This is a genomic window from Nitrospirota bacterium, assembly GCA_004296885.1.
Classification (GTDB): Bacteria; Nitrospirota; Nitrospiria; order Nitrospirales; family Nitrospiraceae; genus SYGV01.
On sequence record SCVN01000006.1, the window covers coordinates 35,658 to 58,167 of the forward strand.

The 22,510-nt window shown below is 62.8% G+C and carries 22 protein-coding genes; 14 read left to right on the forward strand and 8 right to left on the reverse strand.

What is annotated here, in order from left to right; translation table 11 throughout:
* Positions 1-24 precede the first annotated feature (24 nt).
* The 4 genes from EPO61_03360 to fumC form a co-directional block, all read right to left on the reverse strand.
* Entirely contained in the window at positions 25-1,563 is a 1,539-nt protein-coding gene (locus tag EPO61_03360; protein TAJ10205.1) for an insulinase family protein, read from the reverse strand.
* Positions 1,563-2,792: an HAD family hydrolase gene (locus EPO61_03365; GenBank protein ID TAJ10184.1), complete on the reverse strand. Its 1,230-nt coding sequence runs from the start codon at positions 2,790-2,792 to the stop codon at positions 1,563-1,565. The genes EPO61_03360 and EPO61_03365 overlap by 1 nt, the downstream gene beginning before the upstream one ends.
* A 201-nt stretch (positions 2,793-2,993) precedes the next feature.
* Positions 2,994-4,421 (reverse strand): pyruvate kinase, encoded by a 1,428-nt coding sequence (gene pyk / locus EPO61_03370; protein TAJ10185.1) that lies wholly within the window; start codon positions 4,419-4,421, stop codon positions 2,994-2,996.
* Between the two features lie 39 nt (positions 4,422-4,460).
* Entirely contained in the window at positions 4,461-5,846 is a 1,386-nt protein-coding gene (gene fumC, locus EPO61_03375) for a class II fumarate hydratase (GenBank protein TAJ10206.1), read from the reverse strand.
* 180 nt (positions 5,847-6,026) lie between these two features.
* On the opposite strand from fumC, the gene hemL reads away from it, so the two are divergent.
* Positions 6,027-7,310 carry a glutamate-1-semialdehyde-2,1-aminomutase gene (hemL, locus tag EPO61_03380; GenBank protein TAJ10186.1) on the forward strand — a complete coding sequence of 428 codons (1,284 nt, stop codon included), beginning with the start codon at positions 6,027-6,029 and terminating at the stop codon, positions 7,308-7,310.
* A 118-nt stretch (positions 7,311-7,428) separates the two neighbouring features.
* Here hemL and EPO61_03385 read toward each other — a convergent pair whose 3' ends face one another.
* Complete coding sequence (locus tag EPO61_03385; GenBank protein TAJ10187.1) at positions 7,429-7,659, reverse strand: hypothetical protein; 231 nt, start codon at positions 7,657-7,659, stop codon at positions 7,429-7,431.
* Positions 7,660-8,235: 576 nt separating this feature from the next.
* On the opposite strand from EPO61_03385, the gene EPO61_03390 reads away from it, so the two are divergent.
* Both EPO61_03390 and EPO61_03395 read left to right on the forward strand, forming a co-directional pair.
* Complete coding sequence (locus EPO61_03390; protein TAJ10188.1) at positions 8,236-8,808, forward strand: hypothetical protein; 573 nt, start codon at positions 8,236-8,238, stop codon at positions 8,806-8,808.
* Entirely contained in the window at positions 8,756-9,337 is a 582-nt protein-coding gene (locus EPO61_03395) for a response regulator (GenBank protein TAJ10189.1), read from the forward strand. Before EPO61_03390 ends, EPO61_03395 begins: the two co-directional genes overlap by 53 nt.
* A 256-nt stretch (positions 9,338-9,593) precedes the next feature.
* Here EPO61_03395 and EPO61_03400 read toward each other — a convergent pair whose 3' ends face one another.
* From EPO61_03400 to EPO61_03410, 3 genes are all read right to left on the reverse strand, one after another.
* Positions 9,594-10,016, reverse strand: a complete 423-nt coding sequence (locus EPO61_03400; GenBank protein ID TAJ10190.1) for an acyl-CoA thioesterase — start codon at positions 10,014-10,016, stop codon at positions 9,594-9,596.
* A gap of 110 nt (positions 10,017-10,126) precedes the next feature.
* Positions 10,127-10,375 carry a four helix bundle protein gene (locus EPO61_03405; GenBank protein TAJ10191.1) on the reverse strand — a complete coding sequence of 83 codons (249 nt, stop codon included), beginning with the start codon at positions 10,373-10,375 and terminating at the stop codon, positions 10,127-10,129.
* A 127-nt stretch (positions 10,376-10,502) separates the two neighbouring features.
* Complete coding sequence (locus EPO61_03410) at positions 10,503-11,765, reverse strand: TIGR02710 family CRISPR-associated protein (protein ID TAJ10192.1); 1,263 nt, start codon at positions 11,763-11,765, stop codon at positions 10,503-10,505.
* Positions 11,766-12,242: 477 nt separating this feature from the next.
* On the opposite strand from EPO61_03410, the gene EPO61_03415 reads away from it, so the two are divergent.
* The 11 genes from EPO61_03415 to EPO61_03465 all read left to right on the forward strand — a co-directional run.
* On the forward strand, positions 12,243-12,854 hold the full coding sequence (locus EPO61_03415; GenBank protein ID TAJ10193.1) for a diguanylate cyclase: 612 nt from the start codon (positions 12,243-12,245) through the stop codon (positions 12,852-12,854).
* Between the two features lie 665 nt (positions 12,855-13,519).
* Positions 13,520-15,199 (forward strand): ABC transporter ATP-binding protein, encoded by a 1,680-nt coding sequence (locus EPO61_03420; protein TAJ10194.1) that lies wholly within the window; start codon positions 13,520-13,522, stop codon positions 15,197-15,199.
* 97 nt (positions 15,200-15,296) lie between these two features.
* On the forward strand, positions 15,297-16,694 hold the full coding sequence (locus EPO61_03425; GenBank protein TAJ10195.1) for a PAS domain-containing protein: 1,398 nt from the start codon (positions 15,297-15,299) through the stop codon (positions 16,692-16,694).
* Positions 16,691-18,049 (forward strand): sigma-54-dependent Fis family transcriptional regulator, encoded by a 1,359-nt coding sequence (locus tag EPO61_03430; GenBank protein ID TAJ10196.1) that lies wholly within the window; start codon positions 16,691-16,693, stop codon positions 18,047-18,049. Before EPO61_03425 ends, EPO61_03430 begins: the two co-directional genes overlap by 4 nt.
* A 381-nt stretch (positions 18,050-18,430) precedes the next feature.
* Entirely contained in the window at positions 18,431-18,706 is a 276-nt protein-coding gene (locus EPO61_03435; GenBank protein TAJ10197.1) for a hypothetical protein, read from the forward strand.
* Positions 18,707-18,730: 24 nt separating this feature from the next.
* Positions 18,731-18,985 (forward strand): hypothetical protein, encoded by a 255-nt coding sequence (locus EPO61_03440; GenBank protein TAJ10198.1) that lies wholly within the window; start codon positions 18,731-18,733, stop codon positions 18,983-18,985.
* Positions 18,986-19,010: 25 nt separating this feature from the next.
* Complete coding sequence (locus tag EPO61_03445) at positions 19,011-19,697, forward strand: 2-oxoglutarate:ferredoxin oxidoreductase (protein TAJ10199.1); 687 nt, start codon at positions 19,011-19,013, stop codon at positions 19,695-19,697.
* Between the two features lie 210 nt (positions 19,698-19,907).
* Positions 19,908-20,120: a hypothetical protein gene (locus EPO61_03450; GenBank protein TAJ10200.1), complete on the forward strand. Its 213-nt coding sequence runs from the start codon at positions 19,908-19,910 to the stop codon at positions 20,118-20,120.
* 24 nt (positions 20,121-20,144) lie between these two features.
* Entirely contained in the window at positions 20,145-21,578 is a 1,434-nt protein-coding gene (locus EPO61_03455) for a hypothetical protein (protein ID TAJ10201.1), read from the forward strand.
* Positions 21,579-21,611: 33 nt separating this feature from the next.
* Entirely contained in the window at positions 21,612-22,190 is a 579-nt protein-coding gene (locus EPO61_03460; protein TAJ10202.1) for a carbon monoxide dehydrogenase, read from the forward strand.
* 50 nt (positions 22,191-22,240) lie between these two features.
* The coding region (locus EPO61_03465) for a carboxypeptidase regulatory-like domain-containing protein (GenBank protein TAJ10203.1) at positions 22,241-22,510 on the forward strand (270 nt) is incomplete at its 3' end.

The following is a 22,510-nucleotide window of genomic DNA, read 5'->3' on the forward strand; positions in this document are numbered from 1 at the left end:
CCCTCTTGCTATTCTCCCTCACGCTCAACGCTTCCCGTCTTTTCCAGCGGCCGGCTTGACCAGGGTCGCCACGGTTCGGTTGGGCTTGACGAAATATTGCGCGGCCACGCGCTGGATGTCGGCGGGCGTCACCGAGGCAATCTTGTCGCGCACCTTCAGGATGTACCGCCAGTCTCGAGCCACCGTCTGAAAGAAGGCGAGTTGCGAGGCCAGGCCGCTGTTGGACCGCAGGGACCGGACCAGGGAGGCGTCCAGATTGTTCAGCACTTTCTCCAGCTCCTTGGCCGACACCGGCTCGGTTTTCAACCGTTCCAACTCCTCCTCGACCGCCGCTTCCAGTTCCGCCGTCCGGTGCGGGGCGAGAGGCGCGGCGCTGATCACGAACAAATTGGGATCGCGCTGGCCGGGAAAGCCGGAATCGGTGCCGACGGAGACCGCGACGCGCTTCTCGCGCACGAGCTTCTGGTACAGCCGCGAGGTCACGCCTTCCGACAGGACCGAGTCCAGCACGTCGAAGACAAAATCGTCCGGGTGGCCCAGGGACGGCTTGTGATAGCCCAGGATCAGGATCGGCTCCGCCTCGAACTCCACCTCGATGCGCCGCTCGCCTTTCTGCGGCGGTTCGACCGTCACCACGGGAGGCGGCGGCGGAGCCGCAGGCAAGGCGCCGAAGGTCCGTTCGATCAAGGCGATGACTTCTGTGGGATTGATGTCCCCTGCAATCGCCACAACGGCATTGTTCGGTCCGTAGTAGGTGCGGAAGAACCGCTCCGTGTCGGCCGGCGTGAGGACCAGGATGTCCGAGCCCCAACCGATCGTCGGGAAGCCGTAGGGATGGGCCTGGAAGGCCGCGGCGGCAAAGGCTTCGAAGAGCAGGCCGTTGGGACTGTCCTCCGTCCGCAGCCGCCGCTCCTCCATCACCACGGCCCGTTCCTTGTAAAATTCGCGCAGGACCGGGTGAGCCATCCGGTCCGCTTCGATCGCGGCCCAGAGCGGCAGGCGGTTGGCCGGCAGACTGACGGTGTAGCGCGTGACGTCCTTGCCCGTAGAAGCATTCAGTCCCACCGCTCCATGGCGTTGGTAGAGCAAGGACATCTCGTTGCCCACGACCAAAGCATCGGCCGCCGCCTGGACTTCCCTGAACGTCTGCCGCTTGTACTGCAAGGCGGGAGAATCCTGCTGGCCGGCGGCGCGAAGCTGCTCGCGCAGCGCTTCAATCTCTCCGTTGAGCCGATCCAATTCCGCCAGCAGCGGCCGTTCCTTGGCATAGTCCCTGGTGCCCAGGGTCTTGGTCCCCTTGAAGGCCATGTGTTCATAGAGATGCGCCACGCCGGTGATGCCGGTATGTTCGTTGATCCCGCCGACGCCGAACGTCATATTGATGGAAAGGACCGGGCTCTCGTGCCGCTCGACCAGCAGGACCGTGAGGCCGTTCGCCAGCCGGTGCTCGATGACGCGTTCGGCCAACCCGTTCGATGGAGCCCCCGCCGCCGCCTGAACGGGACCGGCGAGCAGGCAGCTTGCGAACAGGATCAACACCCACCATCGTCGTCTCGTCTGCATCATGAAAAAAGTCCTATCATGTCTTCCGGTTGTTCGATGAACCAGTCCGGGTTGCAGGCGGCCATCTTCTCCCGGTTCCCCATCCCATAGCCGACCGCGCAGACCCGGATGCCGGCGTTATGCCCGCCGTTGATATCGTTCGTGCTGTCCCCGATGAGCACGGTCCGCTCCTTGCCGACCTTCAGCTCTTCCATCACCTTCACCAGCATCCCCGGCTCCGGCTTCAGCCCATAGCCGTTGTCGCCGCCGACGACGTAGGTGAAATGATGCGCCCCGAGCCCTTGCAGGATTTTCATGGTGTACTCGATGGACTTGTTCGTGGCGACCGCCTTCTGTTTGTGGGCATAGTGGGCCAGGACCCGCTCGACGCCGGAGTAAAATTGCGTCCGGTCGAGGCAGTGGGCCAGGTAATGGCCGCGGAACACCCGCAAGGCCTCCTCGTAGCTGGCCTGATCGGCCTCCCCGACGGAGAGGCGGAGCAACCGTTTGACGCCGTCGCCGACGAAGCCGAAGATTTCTTCCTGCGGGCGGAGCGGCAAACCCAACTCGCCCAGCGTCAGATTGACCGCCGTAGCGATGTCCCACTTGGATTCGATCAGCGTCCCGTCCAGGTCGAAGATCAAGAGATCGACCGGCACGGCCCGCGGCTTGGCCTTCGTCATGGCGCTTGCCTCACGCTCTCCAGAAGCTCCGCGAGTTTGGCCCCCTTGGCCCCGTCGGTCTCCTGCAGCATCGCCTGCCGCACGTGGCCGATCAGGCGCTTGCGACCGACGTGCGGCGGCAGGGTCGGCTCGATGATCCGCCAGCGGTCCCCGACGGCCTTCACGTGAAACCGAACCTCCTCCACGTGCGGCTCCGGTTTGAAGACGACCTCGTCCCATTCCATCGTGCCGAGCACCTTGAACTTGACGGGAATCCACACCTCCAGCAAGCTCACCACTTCCCAGGCCTTGATTTCGTCGATCACCTCGTAGTCCTCGATCACCACCACAATTCCCCAGGACAGTTCCCGACTCCAATTGACGTAGGGTCGAAGCGTCTCCCAGGACATGGACTCCAGCCGCGCCCCCTTCATGTCCAGGGACAGGTAGGCCTTGACCACGTTCACAGGGTCCTTCTTCAGATCGCCGGTGAACGCCAGGCCGTCCGCGGCGGGAGCCGCGAGGCACAGGACCAACATGATGAGAAGACCGCGCACCGGTGCCATTGGCTCCGCTCCTAGCCCACATGATTCATGACGGCTTCTACTGCAATCGCTGATACGCCGCTGCGACAAGCCTGCGTGCAGGGTGTCGGCACGCAGGCGGGTGGGCTCGCCGCTCAGTCCCGCACCGTCCTGTTCAAGGACGCCTTGGGCCTTCGCGGCTCCGCGCACCCGTCTCGCCAGACGTCTCAGCGGTTTCGTCACGAACCCTCATGAATAATGTGGGCTAGCCTGCTTGGCCGACCTCGTGGACTTTCATGACGTTCGTGCCGCCGATCTGCCCGACGAGCGTCCCGGCCAGGATGACGATCCGCGCCCCAGCCGACACCATCTTCTGCTCCGCAAGCCGCCGTTCGACCTCGCGGACCCGGACATCGGACTCGGCGGCCCGCTGCATGGACAGCGGAAGGACGCCCCAATACAATGCCATACGCCGGCGCACCGGCTCAAACGGCGTGAAGGCGACGATCGGCGCCGCCGGTCGTTGCTTCGACATGAGGCGCGCGCTGGTCCCCGATTCGCTGAAGACCACGATGGCGGCGGAGCCGGTCGCCTCGGCCGCCTGAAAGGCGGCTTCGCACAGAGCCTCGGGAATCGAGGTGCCCTCACGGTCCTCGCCGCGCAGCCGCGATGCACCGGGCTCGCCTTCCGCGGTCCGGACGATCCGGTCCATGACCTGGACCGATTCGACCGGGTATCGGCCCGCCGCCGTCTCCGCCGAGAGCATCACGGCATCCGTCCCGTCGAACACCGCATTGGCCACATCGGAGGCTTCCGCTCTGGTCGGCCTCGGCTGCTGGGTCATGGATTCCAGCATCTGCGTGGCCGTAATCACCAGACGCCGGCGCCGATTGGCGGCGCGGATGATGCGTTTCTGCAGGACCGGCACCACCTCCGGTCCCAACTCCACCCCGAGGTCGCCTCTCGCGATCATCACTCCGTCGGCCGCCTCCAGGATCGCCTCCAGCGCCTCCACCGCTTCGGCCCGCTCGATCTTGGCGATGACGGGCACGTGTGTTCCCTGTTCCGCCATCACCCGTCTGGCCGCGATAATGTCTTCCGGCCCGCGCACGAACGAGAGGGCTACGTAGTCCACCCCCTGGACGAGGCCGAACCGGAGATCCTCCCGATCCTTCTCCGTGACCGTCGGCGCGCTGATCGCCGTGCCCGGCAGGTTGAGCCCCTTGTGCGATGCGATGGGGCCGCCGGTAACGACCCGGCAGCGGACCTCTTCCCCGACCACCCGCTCGACCGTCAGCTCGATCAGCCCGTCGTTGATGAGAATCTTCGCGCCGGGCTTCACATCGCGCGCCAAGCTGGGATAGGTAACCGGCAGACGGAGGGCCCCTGTCACGGAACCAGGCCGAGCCCCATCTGGTACCAGAGTGATTTCCTGTCCGGCCTTGGTTTCGACCGCCGCCGTCAAGGTTCCGATCCGGATTCGCGGGCCCTGCAAGTCCTGGATGATCGCCACGGCCCGGCCCCGGCGGGTCGCCGCCTCCCGCACCGCAGCGATGGCGCGGGCATGGGATTCGTGCGTGCCGTGCGAGAAATTCAGCCGCGCCGCATCCAACCCGGCTTCGATCAGCCGATCGAGCATCGCCGGCTGGTCGCTGGCCGGCCCGATGGTGCAGACGATCTTGGCTTTGCGCATGTGATCGGTCCGATCGGACGGCTGGAAGGGTTGCTCCGCTTAGGCTTCCGGGCCGAGCATCTTCTCCGGCTTAACGAGCGCGTCGAATGCTTCGCCGGAGAGGAAGCCCAGGGCCAGGCAGGCCTCGCGCAACGTGGTCCGTTCCTCGTAGGCTTTCTTGGCCACCTTCGCGGCCTTGTCGTAGCCGATCTTGGGATTCAAGGCCGTGACCAGCATCAGGGAATTGGTCACGCTCTTGTGAATCTGCGCCAAGTCCGGTTCGAGGCCGACCGCGCAATGCTCCGTGAAGGAGCGGCAACTGTCGGCCAGGAGCCGGATCGAGTGCAGCAGGTTGTGGATGATGACCGGTTTGAAGACGTTCAGCTCGAAATTCCCCTGGCTGCCGGCCATGGAGATGGCCGTATCGTTCCCGATCACCTGCACGCAGACCATTGTCATCGCCTCGCTCTGGGTCGGGTTCACCTTGCCCGGCATGATCGAGGAGCCGGGCTCGTTGGCCGGCAGGATCAACTCGGCCAGGCCGCAGCGGGGACCGGAGCCCAGCCAGCGGATGTCGTTGGCGATCTTCATCAGGGAGCAGGCCAGGGTTTTCAGGGCCCCGCTGGCCATGACCAGGGCATCGTGCCCGGCCAGGGCGGCAAACTTGTTCGGCGCCGAAACGAAGGGCAGTTTGGTATAGGCGGCGATCCTCTCCGCCCCTCGGCGGGCGAATTCCGGATGGGTGTTGAGGCCCGTGCCGACCGCCGTCCCGCCCAGCGCCAGTTCGTAAATGTGGGGCAACGAGCCGCGCAGCCGTTCGAGATCCTGATCGAGCTGCGCCACGTAGCCGGAGAACTCCTGCCCCAGTGTCAGTGGCACCGCGTCCATCAGGTGCGTGCGGCCGATCTTCACGATGCGTTCGAAGGCCTTGGCCTTGGCTGCCAGCGCATCGCGCAACTGCGTGACCTTGGGAATCAGCAGGTGGACGATCTGTTCGGCCGCCGCGATGTGCATGGCGGTCGGGAAGGTGTCGTTGGAGGACTGGGACATGTTCACATGGTCGTTGGGATGGACCGGGTCCTTGCTGCCCATCTTGCCCCCGGCCAGCTCGATGGCCCGGTTGGAGATGACCTCGTTCGCGTTCATGTTGGTCTGGGTGCCGCTGCCGGTCTGCCAGATGCGGAGGGGAAAATGCGCGTCCAGCTTCCCGGCGATCACTTCCTCGGCCGCCGCGATCATGAGCGCGGCTTTGTCGGCCGGCAGCTTGCCCAGGTCCCGGTTGACCTCGGCCGCCGCCCGCTTGAGGATGCCGAAGGCCTGGATCAGCTCGCGGGGCATGACATCGTGTCCGATGTCGAAATGGTGCAGCGACCGTTCGGTCTGGGCCCCCCAATAGCGGTCGTTCGGGACCTCGATCGCCCCCATACTGTCGGTCTCTTTTCTCATGCTCCCCGGTGCTGCTTGCTCGGCCATGCCCCGTCCTCCCTCAACATGAACTGTGGTGAGAATAGACGAAGAGTGTGCCATGCGGCAAGGGCTTCTGGATTCTTGACCTGTCGTCGGGCGCATGTTAGGGTGCACGCCGCTTTTCGTGAGTCATCGGCAGTCGGCCATCAGCGTTCAGCCATGAAGACCACCAAGTCGAAACAGCTCTTCGCCGAAGCCCAGAAGTACATCCCCGGCGGGGTGAACAGCCCCGTCCGCGCCTTTCGGTCCGTGGGCGGCCAGCCTTTGTTCATCAAGCGCGCCAAGGGCTCCCATCTCTACGACGTGGACGGGAACAGCTTCATCGATTACGTCCTGTCCTGGGGCCCGATGATCCTGGGCCATGCACCGGCGCCCATCATCGCCGCGATCAAGCGCGCCGCCGCCAACGGGACCAGCTACGGGGCTCCGACCGAATTGGAAGTGACGCTGGCCAAGATGATCGGCCAGGCCCTGCCCTCCATGGAGCAAGTCCGCCTCGTCAGTTCCGGCACGGAAGCGGTCATGAGCGCCATCCGGCTGGCCCGCGGCTATACCAAGCGCGACGGCATCCTCAAATTCGAAGGCTGCTACCACGGGCACAGCGACTACCTGCTGGCCAAGGCCGGGTCGGGACTGGCCACGCTCGGCATTCCCGATTGCCCGGGGGTCCCGGCGGACTTCACGCGCCATACCCTCACCGCTTCCTACAACGACATCGCCGGCGTGCAGCGCCTCATCAAGGCCCACGGACACAAGCTGGCTTGCGTCATCGTGGAGCCGGTGGCGGGCAACATGGGAGTGATTCCCCCCGGCCATGGATTCCTGCAGGCCTTGCGGGAACTGACTCGGGCGCACGGCATTCTGCTGATCTTCGACGAAGTGATCACCGGCTTCCGCGTCGGCTACGGAGGCGCGCAGGGACTGTACGGCATCAGGCCGGACCTGACCTGCCTGGGGAAGATCATCGGCGGCGGTCTGCCGGTGGGTGCCTATGGGGGTCGGCAGGAGATCATGCAGTGGATCGCGCCGGCCGGGCCGGTCTATCAGGCCGGGACACTCTCGGGTAATCCGCTCGCGGTCACGGCGGGCATCGAAACGCTGAAGCGGTTGAAAGCGCCCGGCCTCTACAGGAAGCTGGACCAGCAGGCGGCGGAGCTGGCGGAGGGGATCGGCGCGGCGGCTAAGAAGGCCGGGGTCCCGCTAACCCAGACGCGGGTCGGCTCGATGCTTTGCGGATTCTTCACGAAGGGCCCGGTGGTAGACTGGGCCTCAGCCAAGCAGTCGGATACGCAACGCTACGCCAAATTCTTCAACCGGATGTTGGAGAAGGGCTGCTACTTCGCTCCGTCCCAGTTCGAGGCCGCGTTCCTCTCGACGGCTCACACGCCAGCCGACGTCGAAAAGACCATCCTCGCGGCGAGAGCTGCGTTCAAGAATCTATAACCTACGTGGAGCTCAGCGATCAGCCTTCAGCTTCCGGCTGAGAGCTGACGGCTGACCGCGTTATCTGCTGCGATACATCGGCTATCCAAGCGGATACGCTGGCAGACGTTTCGACAATCTACTCGTCGTCTTCGTCCTCCGCATCCAGCGCCGCCTGCCGCCGCTGTTCCTCCATGGCATTGTGGAGCAGCATCCGGATGAACATCGAGATCAAGGAGCCTTTCTCCAATGTTCCCCCGGGCGGAACCGCGATCTTACCTTCCTTAATCATCTGATCCAGCCAGGCCTTCTGATCCGGTGCGATCAAGACCGGAATCTCGACCAAGCCGACTTTTCCAAACATATCCATGGTGTAAGCCCCCTTTATCTTTTCATTTTTTGCAATATGGCGATTCGGTCGTGACGCATCATGTCGGCCATTTCAGCATGCGGTTTTCACCCTTGTCAACCAACCGCTCCCATGGCATGGATTATGCGTTCTCGCAGGCTATCGCCACATCTTGACAGATGTGAAAATCGGGCGCAGAGTAAACGCCGTGTGGGTGCCCTCACAACCCATCGAGGGGAGGTGATCCAGGATACATGACGCCACCGGACAAGGGGAGCCCGCTCCTGTGAGCACACCCGAGGGTTCGGCGTCAGCGAGAAGAGTCCACAACCGAACATACGCATCTTCTGCTCGGTGCCAGTAGGCACGACCGATTGAGGCTTCGGCCCATCAACAGGAAGACGCGAGACCGCAGACAATAGGTTGTGCGGTCGGTCGGACTCATCCACCTCGCTGACAAGCAATCCTCATCACAGGAGCGGGCTTCTTCTTTTTCTTCCTGATTGTCCCCGTCCCTGCTCCCTCTCGCTCATCTCCTTCACGCACGAGTCTTGCAGTTCTTCCGTGCCATCGGCTTTTGCAGGAAGGAGGTTCCTTATGACCCGCTTCCATGGACTCGCCCTATTCGTTCTTCTCGTGGGAATCGTGTTGCCGGACGGCGTCGCTTCAGGCAGTCAGGCTCGTCGCAACGACACGAAGCCTCAATCTCCGGCATCGACAGGACAGAAAGCTCACCGTCCCTCCGGTTCAGCCACGGTGCGTCTGCCGCAGATCTATAGCCGGCAGGCGCTTCGGCACCTCGCCCGCAAACCCTTCGCCCAGGAGCACCTGCTGCCACGGCGGGCGCCGGTGATCCGGCTGCCGCTCCGCATGGCCCCTGCTCCCGCGATCACGCTGGATCCCTGGAAGATTCGCGTGATCGATGGCGACACCTTCGCCTACGGCGCCGACCGCATCAGGCTGCGTTCAATCGATACGCCCGAGAAGGATCAGTCCGGCGGATTCGAGGCCACGCAACGACTGGATGCGCTGCTGCACGAAGGGACGGTCACCATGGTCACGGATGCACTGGATCCCTATGGCCGAACGCTGGCCGACGTGTATGTGAACGATCGAAATGTGGCGGAGGTGCTCAAAAACGAAGGGTACGCCAAGCCGGGGAGCAGATAACGTTGGGCCCGATTCAGCCATCGGCTCTGCACCAAGGGTGGTGGGAGCAAAACCGAGCGCATCGGTGTATAATTGCGGATACCGTTGTCCCGAAGGGAATACCGTCATGACCGGCCTGGAAGACGTTCACACGCTCACAGACACAGCACCCAACCTCCCGGCGGAGCCGCCGACGATCCTCATCGTCGATGACGAGCCGGGGATCCGACGATTCGTTCGGTTGTTGTTGACCAGGAACGGATACGGCGTGGTGGAGGCGTCGAATGCGGCGGTCGCCCTGTCGCTGTGCGACCGACATGTCGACACGATCCGCCTCCTGCTGACCGATTTCAGGATGCCGGGATTAAACGGAGCCGAATTGGTGACTCGCGTGATGTCCCGCCACCCTCACATCAAGGTGCTCTTCATGACCGGGTTTGCAGCCGACCTCGTCTCCGAGGCCGGTTTCGGCGTCTCCTTTCTCGCCAAGCCGTTCACGGAGCGAGAATTAGTCAATATGATTCGACAGGCTCTTCCGTCAGACGCATAACCGTTCCCGCCAAGAAATTAATCGGGATCGTGAGTCTTTGTAGACGCAGGGGCAGGCCTGGGCTTTGACTTCAGCCCTGATGCAGTCGTTGAGCAGCCGGCAGCCAGCCAAGAGCGGCGCTTTATCGTTTCATTGGGCTTATTTCTTCTTCCCGTCGTTTTTCTTCTTGTCCGACGGATTGTCCGCAAACAGCAGCCAGGCCAGGACCATGAAGCCGATCGCCACCGCCGTCACTGCCAGCCAGGTGCCAAACTTTTCAGGCATGAGACTCCTTTCCAGACCGTCCTCGTGACGGCGGCGTCTGCAGCGTCTTCATCAGTTCCGGGGCCAGCCGCTTGACCTTGCCCTCCAACGTCGTCGCCGCCAGCTTCGCCAGGCCTTCCACGATCAACCGGTGACTCGCCCGCTCCCGAATCACATGCGCAAACGTCAGGGTCGCTTTGCCGGTGTCGGCCAGCTTGGTCTCGATCAGAAGTGTCTCTCCATAGCGGGCCGGAGACCGGTAGTCCACTTCGGCATGCACGACCATGAATTGCGTCCCCTCTTCCACCAGCTTGGCCACCGAGAGACCACGCTGCTCCAGATAATCCGTGCGGGCCCGCTCGAAATACTTCAGGTAGTTCGCATAGTACACCACCCCGCCGCAGTCCGTGTCTTCATAATAGATCCGAATCTCCATAAGAGCGTATGGCTTATAGCTAATGGCTTATAGCTCAAGACTCGGCATTCAAAGTACCGCGGAGCGCATTGATACTCTTTGCCAACCACTGTCCTTCGTCATAGAGAGCCTTATGTTCCTCCGCCGATATGTAGGCTTGTTGCATGGCAAGAACCGAAGCTGCCACCACCTCGAAAGTCGAACCGACGGCAATCAAGATGGTAGGCAAACGCCTTGTCAGTGCTCTTTGCCGAACCCTCTGCAATATTCAGGCTGATGGAATTCACCGCCCTATTCATCTGCGACCGAAGTCCATAGTCTTCATGACGTGGAAATTTGGCGGTCGCCGCATAGACCTTCGTTGCGTATTCTTTTGCCATCTGCCAAATATCCAGACCTTCAAATCTGAAGGACACGTTGGAGCCCTCTTGCTAAGTGCTATACGCTGGCAGCTCTTTCTCTCACTCTTCATCCGGCCATACGCTATATGCTATAGGCCATATGCTCTTACAGGCTTAAGACCGGAAACTTCGGCAGCGACGTATCGCCGACACCGGTGAGCTTGATGACGATCTCGTAGAGCTGCTGGAATCGTTCGGGTTTGATCGGCTCGAAGCCATGCCCCAGGATGGATTGATGGGCCGCGTCCAACAACGGCTTCATCTTGGGCCACTGGGCCAAATAGGTCTGGCCCATCGGATCGCCCAGGCCGGCCAGCGATCGAAACTGATCGCGCAGCGACAGTTTGTACTTGCCGTCGAGGTCGCTCAGGAAAGAGGTTCGGCAGGTCTCGCGCAACGCCTCGGGCAACTGCTCCGGCTGCACGTCCCAGGTCCTGATCTTGTGCTGTTTGAAGAGGCGCAGTTGCGCGAAGGCTTCCAGCGAACGCAGCAGGGCGATAGTCGCGGCTTCCGGATGATGGTCCACGTCCACCCGGCGCCGCGCATGGGCCAGCAGATCGTAGGCCACCGCTTCCTTGACCTCTTGCGGGTCCAGGACCAGCTTCTCCAGAAAGCCCGCATTCTGTTTGACCGGCGGGAGGATGGCCTTGAGGCCCGAAGGTCCGCCCCAGACCAAGGCCATGTCCAGGGCCTTGAGAGCAATCTTCAGCTTGTCCCAGGCCTGACGGTAGTGGAACCGCTCCCACAGACCGTAGCCTTCCGCCAGATCGGCCAGGGCATGGTAGAGGGGTTTCTGCCCGCCGCTGACGCGGGCTTCGATCTGATGAAAGAGCGAGGCCGCCGGCCCGAAGAAGCCCCGGTTGAAGAGGTCCGCACCTTCACGGCTCGACTGGGCCGCCGCTTCGTCCCAGGGATTGCCCTGCTGCCAGACCCGCGCGCGGCCTTCCAGCATCACCGCTTCGCCGTCGGCGGGCGGGGCTGCCTCCGGGGGCCCCAGCGCCACGATGCGCGAGGTGGAGCCGATGGATGCGAGGGTGACGGCCGCGGCCATGGCCGGCGTGGCGCCGGTCAAGTCCAGGACCAACTCTCCCGTCTGGATCTCCCAGGTTCGCAGCAGGTGCGGCAGGGTGCGGGCCAGCACCTGATAGCAGGCCATGAACCGATGGGCGTCCGGCGCCACGACCCAGTCCCACTTGCGCGGCATCTGGGCGATGTGCGGCTGGACGGCCGACTCCACCAACGCCTTGGCCGACTCGGGCACGAAAAAGCAGAGGCACTCCGGTTTGAGCCGGTTGATCGTATAGACCGCGGCCGGCGCATCCCCGGTCATCGCGATCAACAGCGCCCTGGTCGAGGTTTCCACGCCCATCGCGGCGGACTATAACACCCTGTCCGGGCTCGATCAACGTCGCACCGCTTCGCCCGATTGGCGGTTGGAGAAGGGGACTACGGGCGATCGCCCTCCCTCAAACCTAACCTTTTTTCTTGTCCCGCTTCTCGGCCCGCTTTTCCGCCATCGTTTTGGCCGGTTTCTTCTTCGTTTCCTTCCGCTTGTTCTCGCCTTTGCCCATGGAGTGCGCTCCTTCCTGTTGTTCGGCTGGTCCGCCTTGCCGGTTATGGGTGACGTCGACTTCCGGAGGCGCATGGTAGCCAACCCCTCACAGAAAGTACAGGTGATTTCGTTTGAAACAAGAAGAAGAGGCGCGCCGGTAGAAGAGGGACGTTCCTTGAAGGCCGAGGGGAATCCGGACCGCTCGTCGTCGCGTCGGATCGCACCCCTTGCGCCCGGAGACGAGGGTATCTTGCCCATTCATGACGGTTCGTCGCGATTGACGCCGGCGCGGCCATGACCGGTGCCGGCCGGCTCAAGCCGGTCGCGGAAACAGCCGATGGGGAAAGCGGAGGGCGCACAATGACTGAGGAGCTCCAGGATTCCCTGACCGGTGTGTGGAGTCGATTCGGCCTGCTGTTCTTTGCCGAACACTATTTGAAACTCTTGCGCCGCGTGAAACGCGAGATGGCGCTGTTCGTGGTCGGGGTGGACGGGCTCCCGGCGGATGGGGCGGACGGCACGTGGACGCCGGCCCACGAAGCCAGCCTCAAAGAGACGGCGCGGCTTCTGCGGCGCACGTTCCGGACCTCCGATGCGGTGGCGCGCATCGGACCGGACCTGTTTGCCATCCTGCTGCTGGAAACGTCGGACCTAGGGGCCGAGGTCCTGCTCACCCGGCTGGAAGATCGACTCGCCGAGTGGAAGGCGGAACATCCCGACCTTCCCCCCCTGACCCTCAGCCTGGTGGTGGACCGGGTCCGAGCGGATCAGGAAATGACCTTCGTAGCCGCGCTCTCGCGGATCGTGGCAGCCCTCCGCCGCCGGCAGGCCGACGAGGCGGACGGGGACGGACCTTCGTCTGCGACCCGCGGCTGGTCCACCGACATCGTGCTCCCTGCGGGTTAATCTCCAGCCTCGAAAAGACCGCCTCTTCTGCCGCCTGGGCTTCCAGGCCGCGATCAACGCACAGCTCTACTCCATCCCTTTCCCTTCCTCCTCAATTTTTTGGGGTTGCATGCAAACCTTGCATGCCTCGCTCGAAACGCACCTGCCGCAGGCACGCTCGCTTCCAGAACCGCTTGCAAGTATGTGATATCGCTGCCTCGCAAGTCAGGGGCATGCGACTTGCTCTACCTTCATTTTCGGCAAGATGAAAAAAAGTGGAGTCGCCCCTCGTTTGATGGGGATCAATCTTAATTTTGGAGGTACAGGCAAATGAGCGACCTTTCATGTGCATCGAATGAAGAGCGCTCAGGAACAGCCCTGTATTGCGACCGATGCGCCCGCCGATCCTCAACACTCTTCCTGGACGCTCTGAGTGTGCGGGAAATCTGCCGGGACTGCTTTGACCGATTGGCGCGCCTGCGCGGGGTGGCGCCACAGTCAACGAAACCACGGGCCTAACCCCGCTCCGTCAAGCCATCCGTGTGAGGCGAGGCTATTCGACACCGAGAGGATTCCCGCCGAGTCATTCACCGCCGTCCCGCCAACCGTTCGCAAGCCGATAGCCTTGACGCCAGTGGAAGCCTGATGCGCCATCATCATCTTGTGCACCCTACCGCGAGGGTCCCGTGCCCGGACGACATTTACGCCTGAAGCCGATGCAAAGCACGGTATGGGCTCAGCTGGCCCGTGTCGCGCTCGTGATCGGCGTCGAGCGGCATATCCTGACGATCGTCGCGTCCTACGCGTTGGCCATCGGCCTCTTTTCTCTGGTCGTCCCGCTGACCGTGCAGGAACTCATCAACACGTTTGCCTTTGCGATCCAGCCGATCATGATCGTGACGCTGGCCCTGATCATGCTGGTCGGCCTGCTCTTCATCGGATTTTTCAGAGTCTTGCAGACCAGCGCCATGGAGGTACTCTTTCAGAGACTCTACACGCGCATTGCCATTGCAATGACGGAGCACCTTCCGCGAATCCGGGAAGAGGTCTTCGTCCCCAGCTATGCCAACTACTTCGGAGAGGCCGAATTGCTGCCGCGGGCGGTCATGGTCGTGTTGGTCGACCTGATCAATGTGACGATCTCCGGCACGACCGGCATGCTGATCCTCATCATGTATCACCCGTACTTTCTGCTCTACGACGCGGTCCTGTTGGGAGGGTTCGCGCTCGTCCTGATCGCCGCGGGGCAGGGCGGGGTGCGGGCCACACAGGTCGTGTCGCAGAGCCATTACGACCTTATGACGTGGATGCAGGATCTGGCCCGCAATCGCCTGCATTTCAAGGCGACGGAAAGCGCGTCGCTCCTGCTTCACAAAACCGACCGTCATCTGGATGCGTATCTGGCCGGGCGAAGAGCCCGGTCCGCCATCCTGACCTGGCGTCAGTATGTCGGCACGGTGGTATGGGAAGCCGTCTGCCACAGCGGCATGATCGGGGTGGGAGGGTGGCTGCTGGCGATCGGCCAAATCACCCTCGGCCAATTCGTGGCGGCCGAGGTGATCGTCAGCACGTTGCTCCTCAACCTCGATACGGTCACGCGCCGCATCTACGCCGTGACCTATATTCTCACCTCCTTGGATGAGCTGACGCGCGTGCTGGCTCTTCCCAAGGACGATGTGCATCGCGAGGCCTCCCCCGTCCACCTGCCCGACTCGGCCGTCTATGGTCTTCGTCTCACCGTCAAGGAGGTCGCCTTTGCTTATCCCGGCTCCGCCCCCTTGTTCTCGCACCTCAACCTGGACGTCGGGCCGGGCGAAAAGGTGGCCTGCCTGACCAACACCAGCTCGGGCAAGACCACATTGGCCTTGGTCTTGGCCGGCATCCATACCCCAACGGCGGGCGTCGTCCGTTACAACGACGTGGATGTGCGCGATCTGAACATGACCGCCCTCAACCGGTGCCGGGGCGTGGTGCTGGACTCGCATTTGTCCCTCTTCAACGGCACCGTGGAGGAAAACATCTCCCTCGGACGCTCGGCGATACGGTACGAAGACATCCAGTGGGCCTTGCGCTTCGCCGAGCTGGACGAGGAGGTGGAGGCCCTGCCGCTGGGTTTGCACACCCCGGTCCAGGCCGGCGGCAAAACCTTCACCTCCAGTCAGATTCTGCGTATCCTGGTCGCACGGGCCATTGTCACCCGCCCGCAGCTGCTGATCTTTGACGGCACCCTGCACAATATGGCGCCACGCTTGAGGCAGGTCCTGTTGCGGCGGCTCTGCTCAAAGGAAGAGTCGTGGGGCGTCATTTTTGTCTCCAATGACCCGGCCATCGGGGACCTCGTCGAGCGGAGTGTCGTTCTTTCCTGAGCCGACGTCTTGGGCCGTTCAGGGGCGGTGAGGTATACAGTCGCGGCGCCCCGTGTTAGCATAAGGGTCAGCGAGACCTCTTTCGTGGTTCGCACGTATGTTTAGGCCAATTCCAGAATCCACGCTCTTCCGCAGAATTCCCTATCGTTTGATCGCCGCCGTCCTGCTGATCGTCGCACTGGTCGTGGCCGCCATGCTGCTCTTCAGCTTGGAGCAGGAAAAACTGCTCTTGCAGGGCGTCACGCAAGACCGGCCGGTTCCGGTTGAGTTGTTTCCAGCGCTCTGGCAGTCACGCCGCGATTTGATCGTGGTGACCGTGCTCATCTTTCTGGTCAGCGCGATCGGCCTGGCGGCGGCCATCACGTTCCTTCACTACGACAGCACCAAGCGGACACTGGAAGCGGTGAAAGGGCTGGCCCGCCATATCCTCGAGAGCATCCCGACCGGCGTGCTGACGATCAATTGCAGCGGGGTGATTACCGCCGTGAATCCGACGGCCGAGGCGATCCTGAAGCGATGGTCCGCCGACTTGTTGGGCAATTCCTACGAATCCGCCTTTGCGAAGGGCGAAACGATTCGAGAGGTGCTCGACGATGCGCTCCGTCATCACCGACATGTGAGCCACAAAGACCTGTCCTATGAGAGTCAGGATCGGTCGCCTCGCACGATCCGTGTCAGCACGGCCGAACTGAGCGGAGACGACGGGCAACTCTCAGGGGTGATCCTGCAGGCCCAGGATGTCACCGAATGGCTGGCCTTGGAGCAGCGGGTCCGTGTCGCAGACAAACTGGCGGCATTGCACACGCTCTCGGCCGGAGTCGCCCACGAACTCCGCAATCCCCTCAGCGCGATGGACTTGAATCTGCACTTGCTGGAAGAGGAGATGACAGCCAAAGCGCCCCTCCCCCCGCAGGCCGCGCACTACCTGCAGGTGCTGAACGCGGAATGTCGACGGCTGTCCGTCATCCTGGATAACTTCATGAAATTCGCCCGACCGGGCGCCGTCAGCCTTCATGACGTGAATATTGAGAAGCTCATCGCGCACATTCTGGCGCTCATGCAGTTTGAGGCGGAGGAGCGGAAGATCCGGCTCGATCAGAGGGTGGAGGAAGGGTTGTCCCCCGTCATGGGCGATGAGACGCTCATCGGTCAAGTCCTGGTGAATATCGTCGTGAACGCCTTTTACGCCATGCCGGACGGGGGCGTCTGCACGATCGCCGCCGGTCGGCGCGAGGCCAACGGGAAGCAATGGGTAGAGATCTCCGTGCAAGACACCGGCGTCGGGATCAAAACGGAAGCCCTCTCCCGGTTGTTCGAGCCGTTCTACACTACGAAGCCGACGGGGAGCGGACTCGGCCTGGCGATTGCCTACCGAATCATCCAGGATCATGCGGGGACGATCGACGTCACCAGCCGACCCGGACACGGCACCCTGGTCGCTATGAAGTTCCCGGTCGCCGTCGGACAGCCTCAACCCATCGTGGTGGGGTCATGAAGCAGGCGGCAGACATCCTCGTCGTCGATGACGAGGTAAACATTCGAAACGCGCTCGCGACGATGCTCGAAAAGAAAGGGCACCGGGTGCGCGGGGTAGGGACGGGGGAAGAGGCGCTCGATCAACTGGAAGCCGCTTCGGCGGACTTGGTGATCACCGACCTCAGAATGCCGGGGATCGGCGGCATCGAGTTTCTGCGCCGCCTCAAGAACACATGGCCGGACACGGAAGTCCTGGTCATGACCGCCTACGGGTCGATCGACACCGCTGTCGAAGCCATGCGCTCGGGCGCCTACGATTATCTTGCCAAGCCCATCGACCGCGAGCGCTTCTCCGTCGTCGTGGAGAAGGCGCTGGAACACCACGCCCTGGCGAGCGAGAACAAGCAGCTCCGGGACCGGCTTGAAACCAGGGTGCGCTTCGACCGGATGGTCGGCGAAAGCGAGCCCCTGCAGGGCGTCTACAGACTGGTTGAAATGGTGGCGGGAAGCGATGTCACCGTGCTGGTCACGGGAGAGAGCGGCACCGGCAAGGAGCTGGTCGCCCGTGCAATCCATCACAAGAGCCCGCGCGCGGCCGGGCCGTTCGTGACGCTGAACTGCGGCGCCCTTCCCGAAAACCTGCTGGAGAGCGAGCTGTTCGGCTACGAGAAGGGCGCCTTTACCGGGGCCGCCGGCACGAAAGTCGGCCGGTTCGAGCTGGCCGACGGCGGCACCCTCTTCCTCGACGAGGTCGGCGAGTTGTCCTTGAAGTCGCAGGTGGACTTCCTGCGCGTGCTCGAAACCAAGGAGTTCCGCCGCCTGGGCGGGACCCGGTTGGTGAAAGTGGACACCAGGATCATCGCCGCCACGAACCGAAACCTCGAGCAGGCGGTCGCGGAAGGACGGTTTCGCGAGGACCTCTACTACCGCCTCAACGTGGTGCCGATACACCTGCCGCCGCTGCGGGATCGCGCGGAAGACATCGCCCTCATGGTCGACAGCTTCCTCCGCGAATTTGCGGCCCGGCACCAGCGCGAACCGCAAGAGGTCTCCCGCGAAGCGCTCCGGCTCCTGCGCCTCTACGCCTGGCCCGGCAACATCCGGCAGCTGCGCAACGTGATCGAGCGACTGGTGGTCACGGTGCGGGAGAAGACGATTCAGCCGGAACATCTGCCCGAGGAGGTCCAGGCGAGCCGCGAAGGAGCCCGCACGATGATCGTCGCGCTGGGCACGCCGCTGGACGAGATCGAGCGGGACGTCATCCGGCGCACGCTGGCCGAGGTCACAAATCACCGGGAACGGGCCGCCAAGCTGTTGGGGATCAGCCTGCGGGCCCTGCAGTACAAGATCAAGGAATATGGCATCAAAGACTGACCCGATGGTCCCTGCGCCCTCTCTCCTGCAGATTTTGCACGGTTTGCGAATCTTCGTGCGTCAGTCCTAACCTCGCGACAGCCAAGTTTTTTCTTACCCCCAGACGGGTTCTTCTCTCTCGTGCCATCGCGCAATTCTTGCACGCGCTCGAATGCCTCGAATGTGCGGCGCGGCCTTTCTTCCCTCCCCGCACACAAATTCTGCACACCACCCCCGACCGCACGGCTTTCGCGCGGCGCAGGGCTTCAGAATCGCCGCGCTTGACCACTGTTTTGTGTTGTTTTGCTCATGTTTTCGCGTGATCTCAGCGGCAACTCGATATGGCATCCGACTTGCTCTAGCTCGATGGCGCACAGCTCGCGGACTTTTCGAGGACCTTTCATGGAGTATCTGAGCGTCGCCGTCGGCGAGCAGCAGCGCCTGCTGCTCTGGCTCCCGGATCGTGACCGGGTCGTGCGGATGCACCCCGAGAGTTCGCGAGTCTGGGCGACGCAGACGCCCTTTCGGGACTGGACCGGAGCCGTGGTGACGCCGGAGGACGGTGAACGGTTTCTGGAAGCCGCCTTCGACCATCTGGTCCTGCGGGGACTGACGCCCCACTGGGAATACGTCGGACGCTGCGGGATCGATCAGCCCGACTTCCTGGAAGAAGCCTGACTCCCACTGAGGCGGCACATTCTCATGACGTACGACGATTATTCTGCACGCCGCCGCCGGTTGCACGAAAGCGTGGCGCTGTGTCCGACCGATCTCGCCGTCCGTTGCGAATTGGCGGAATGTCTTGAGGCGGAGGGGGCGACGGACGACGCGCTGCTCCAATGGCAGCAGGTCCTGGCTCACGATCCGAACAGCCTGAAAGCCTGGGAAGGGGTGGCGCGCTGCCGGCAATGCGCACCGGGTACGGCAAGTCTGAGAGTAGACAACCGACGACGCTGAGAGCGTGAGACACATGGGGAGGAGCATGACCGCACACAACACAGAGTCATCCGAACGGATCATCAACGTTGGGCCGGCGGGATTCCATCCGCCGTCTGCCATGGAGCTGGGCGTCACCATTCCCGATTCAGGGCAGGGGCTGCTGTATGGGCGCCACGCGCCGGACGACGAGGTGATCAAGGAAGCCGCGCGGCAGTTGCTGACGCGCAAGAACCCCACGATTTTTCCAGGGCCCCTGTACTTGTGGGCGTGGCATCCGGAATGGATCGCCAAGGGCCAGGCGCTCTTGAGGCTGGCGGCCGAAATTCCAAACGTGATGATCATTCCGATGCCGGACTACCGTCCGAAGTATCCCAAGATCGACCCGGAAGAAGGCATCAACCCGAATCACCCGAACCTCACGATTTGGGCCAACAAGATCGAGGTGGCCCTGTTTATCGGCATCCACTGTCACTACGCCAACCTGGCCTTGCGGATGGTGCGGGCGGGGACGAATTGCCTCACCGTGGCCTTCTGCCACGATATCCATGAAGACGCCATGGTGAGTCTACAGGACCTGGACGTAAAGAAGATGGACCACGTGATCGACATCTTCCGGACGGTCCGCAAAGAATTGGGGATTACGATGCCGAAGGACGGCAAGACGGTCCGTCTGACGGGCACGCAAATCAAGGCGAATCATGGAGTGGAGCGGGTCTCCCCTCTCGGTTGACCGCTGACGGGCTGCGGGCGGCCGGCACGACGGACCCCATGACAGAAGGGAGGTGAGGAGCGTGGCGACGAAAAAGAAGGGTGGAACGAAGAAGACGACCAAGAAGAAGGTTTCGACGGGGCGCAAGAAGAAAAAGTAGGTGCAGGGATGAAGAGCAGAGCTGGCGTGGAAATGCTCGTCTTGCCGCTTCCGAGAGGGCGGAGAGCGGTCGTGCTGTTTGATCCAGCCACCAACGCCGTTACCACGAATCATGCCGGGTTGATGACGACGGTGTTTCAGAAGGGCGTGAAGGATCTGGATGGCGGCCTCCTCTTGCCTCGCGACGGGCGGGCTTTTCTGTCGGCGCTGTACGACCATCTCTTTTTGCGGGGCTACCATGTGCATTGGCTTGGAGCCTGCACCATCTCCAACCGGATGGGCTAGCAAAGGGAGTGCGCCCCTCGTCCCATGTCTCCATTCACCGCATGGCTCCCGATCAGACCGGAACGTATCTCCGACTTGGTGCTGAAGATGGTCGGCACGGGCACGGCCGGCCTGATCAACGGCGTGACGGCCTTGGAATATGCCCTGACCGAGCAAGGGCTGCGAGTCATGGCGCAAACCAGCGGACCGGCCTGGGGGAGATCGGGTTCGGACGTGCGGCTGCGTGTGTCGACGGAGCCGATCACCTCGATGGGAAGCGGGTGCGACGTGGTGGCCTGCGTGGACCGCGCGGCCCTTCAGCAGCAGTGGCCCGACCTGCAGCCGGGAAGCGTGTTCGTCCATGAGGCCGGCGGCTTCGGCGCCGAAGCGGCGGCGGTTCCGGACGGCGTGATTACGTATGCCGTCCCCTTTTCGGATCTCCACCGGCGGTGCGGCGCCCGATTTTCGGGAAAGGGGTTCATCGCCGCCGGGGTGCTGAGCAACTTGCTCGGGATCTCCGTCCAGCCCGTCCGTGACCGGATCCGTCCCCGCGTCGGGCTCCGGTACTTCGACGCCGGAGTCGGATTTGCCTCCTCGCACTTGGAGAAGCGGGACATTTATGTCACGCCGAGCCCGGCCAGCGCGCCGCGCCAGATCCTGCTGGACGCCCAGCAGGCCCTGCTGCTGGGATTGACGATCGGAGGTTGCGACTGTCGGACCGCCTGCGCACAGTCTCTGGATCGCACCCCCCACGAATGGGTGGCGGAGCACGTGAAGGCCGCCCGGGAGCACGTCTCGACGCTGGCCCATCGAGAGACGTCATGTCTCCAGGTCGATCAAGGAGCCGACGGCGAGGTCATGGCGTTGCTTGGTGCGGCTGATCCGTCCGCTGTGCCGGAACAGGGCGCGAACCGGCCTCGTGTGCTCGTGGCTGCGGACATGCTGGATGCCATCCGGCTGGTGGGACTCGCGCGCCGGGCAGGACGAGCCAGCAGCGGCGCGGTACGGGTCGTGGTCGATGAGATCCTGGCGGCCCGCCAGCAGAGCGTGCCGGTGGAGCAGCTCGCGGACATCGTCGCGGGGACCACTCATGACCCGGCGAACAAGGTTTCTCCGCCTCCTCCGTCTTTGGCGTGGTGGCCCAGCGCCGAATGGGACCATGAGCCGGGCGCCACGATCGGCTATGTGGCCTGGGGCGCGGCACAGGGCGTGGTTCGCGAAGCCGTCGCCCTGTGCCGGAGCTTCGGATTGAACGTGGCGGCGCTCTATCCCAAAGTGCTCTGGCCGGCGCCGACTCAGGAGTTGGAGACCTTTGCCAAGACCGTCGGACGCGTCATCATCGTCGAGCCCAATCGTGCCGGCCGCTATACGCGGTTTATACGGAACTGGACATCCCTGCCGGCTGTGACCGTGATGCCGGAACCGGGGCGAGCGCTGACGCCCATGGACATTTTCATGCGCGAAGGATTGGGAGCGTAGCAACCTCATAGCCTTATTAAAGGAGTCGCTTGAATGAAACCCTATGAAATGACGATCGGTCCGGAAGGGTATTTGGCCTCCGCAGTATCGACGCGAGGCGTCGTCGGGCCGTCAAAGGGAGAAGGATTGGTCATGGGCCGGGTCGTACCGGAACAGCAGGCGATCGAGGAGGCGGCCCGGCGCCTGCTGCAGGCCAAGAATCCGACGATCTTTCCGGGTCCGCTGGTGCTCTGGGCCTGGAATGAACAGGCTTCGCGCGAAGCCAAGGTCGTGAAGGCCTTGGCGGAGGCGGTACCGGCAAAAGTCATCCCGATGGCCGATTACCGTCCGAAATATCCCAAAATTATTCCGGAACGGGAAATCAACCCGAATCATCCGAACCTGACGATCTGGCAGAACAAGATCGACGTGTGCCTGTTCGTTGGAGTACACTGTCACCAGTCCAACATTGCGCTCAAGATCATCCGGGGTGGGACCGCCTGTTTCACCATTGCGCTGTGCACGTTCAACGGAGACGATGAAGCACACGTGACCATCCGGGATTTGACCGCCGACACGATTCAGCGCATTGTGGATGCGGTGCACCGGCAGAAACGATCCCGACCGTCGTGAGGGCGCAGACGCCGGACTGTAAATCTTCCTTCATCAAAAGAGGATAGGCCATGCGATATCTCATTGCTGCAATGATTGCCCTTATGATGGGAGCGGGCGCGCCCGTCTGGGCCTACGAAGAGATCACGGTGACCGACGGCGGGACATTGACCGGGCAGGTCACGCTCGACGGGGCCGTGCCGAAACCGAAGGGCTACAACCTGACCACCCTGCCCGACCCCCTCTATTGCGGGCGCATTTCCGACGGGCAAGGCTGGCGCATCCTGCAACCGTTCCAGGTCGGGCCGGCGGGCGAGTTTCGCGAGCTCGTGGTCTATCTG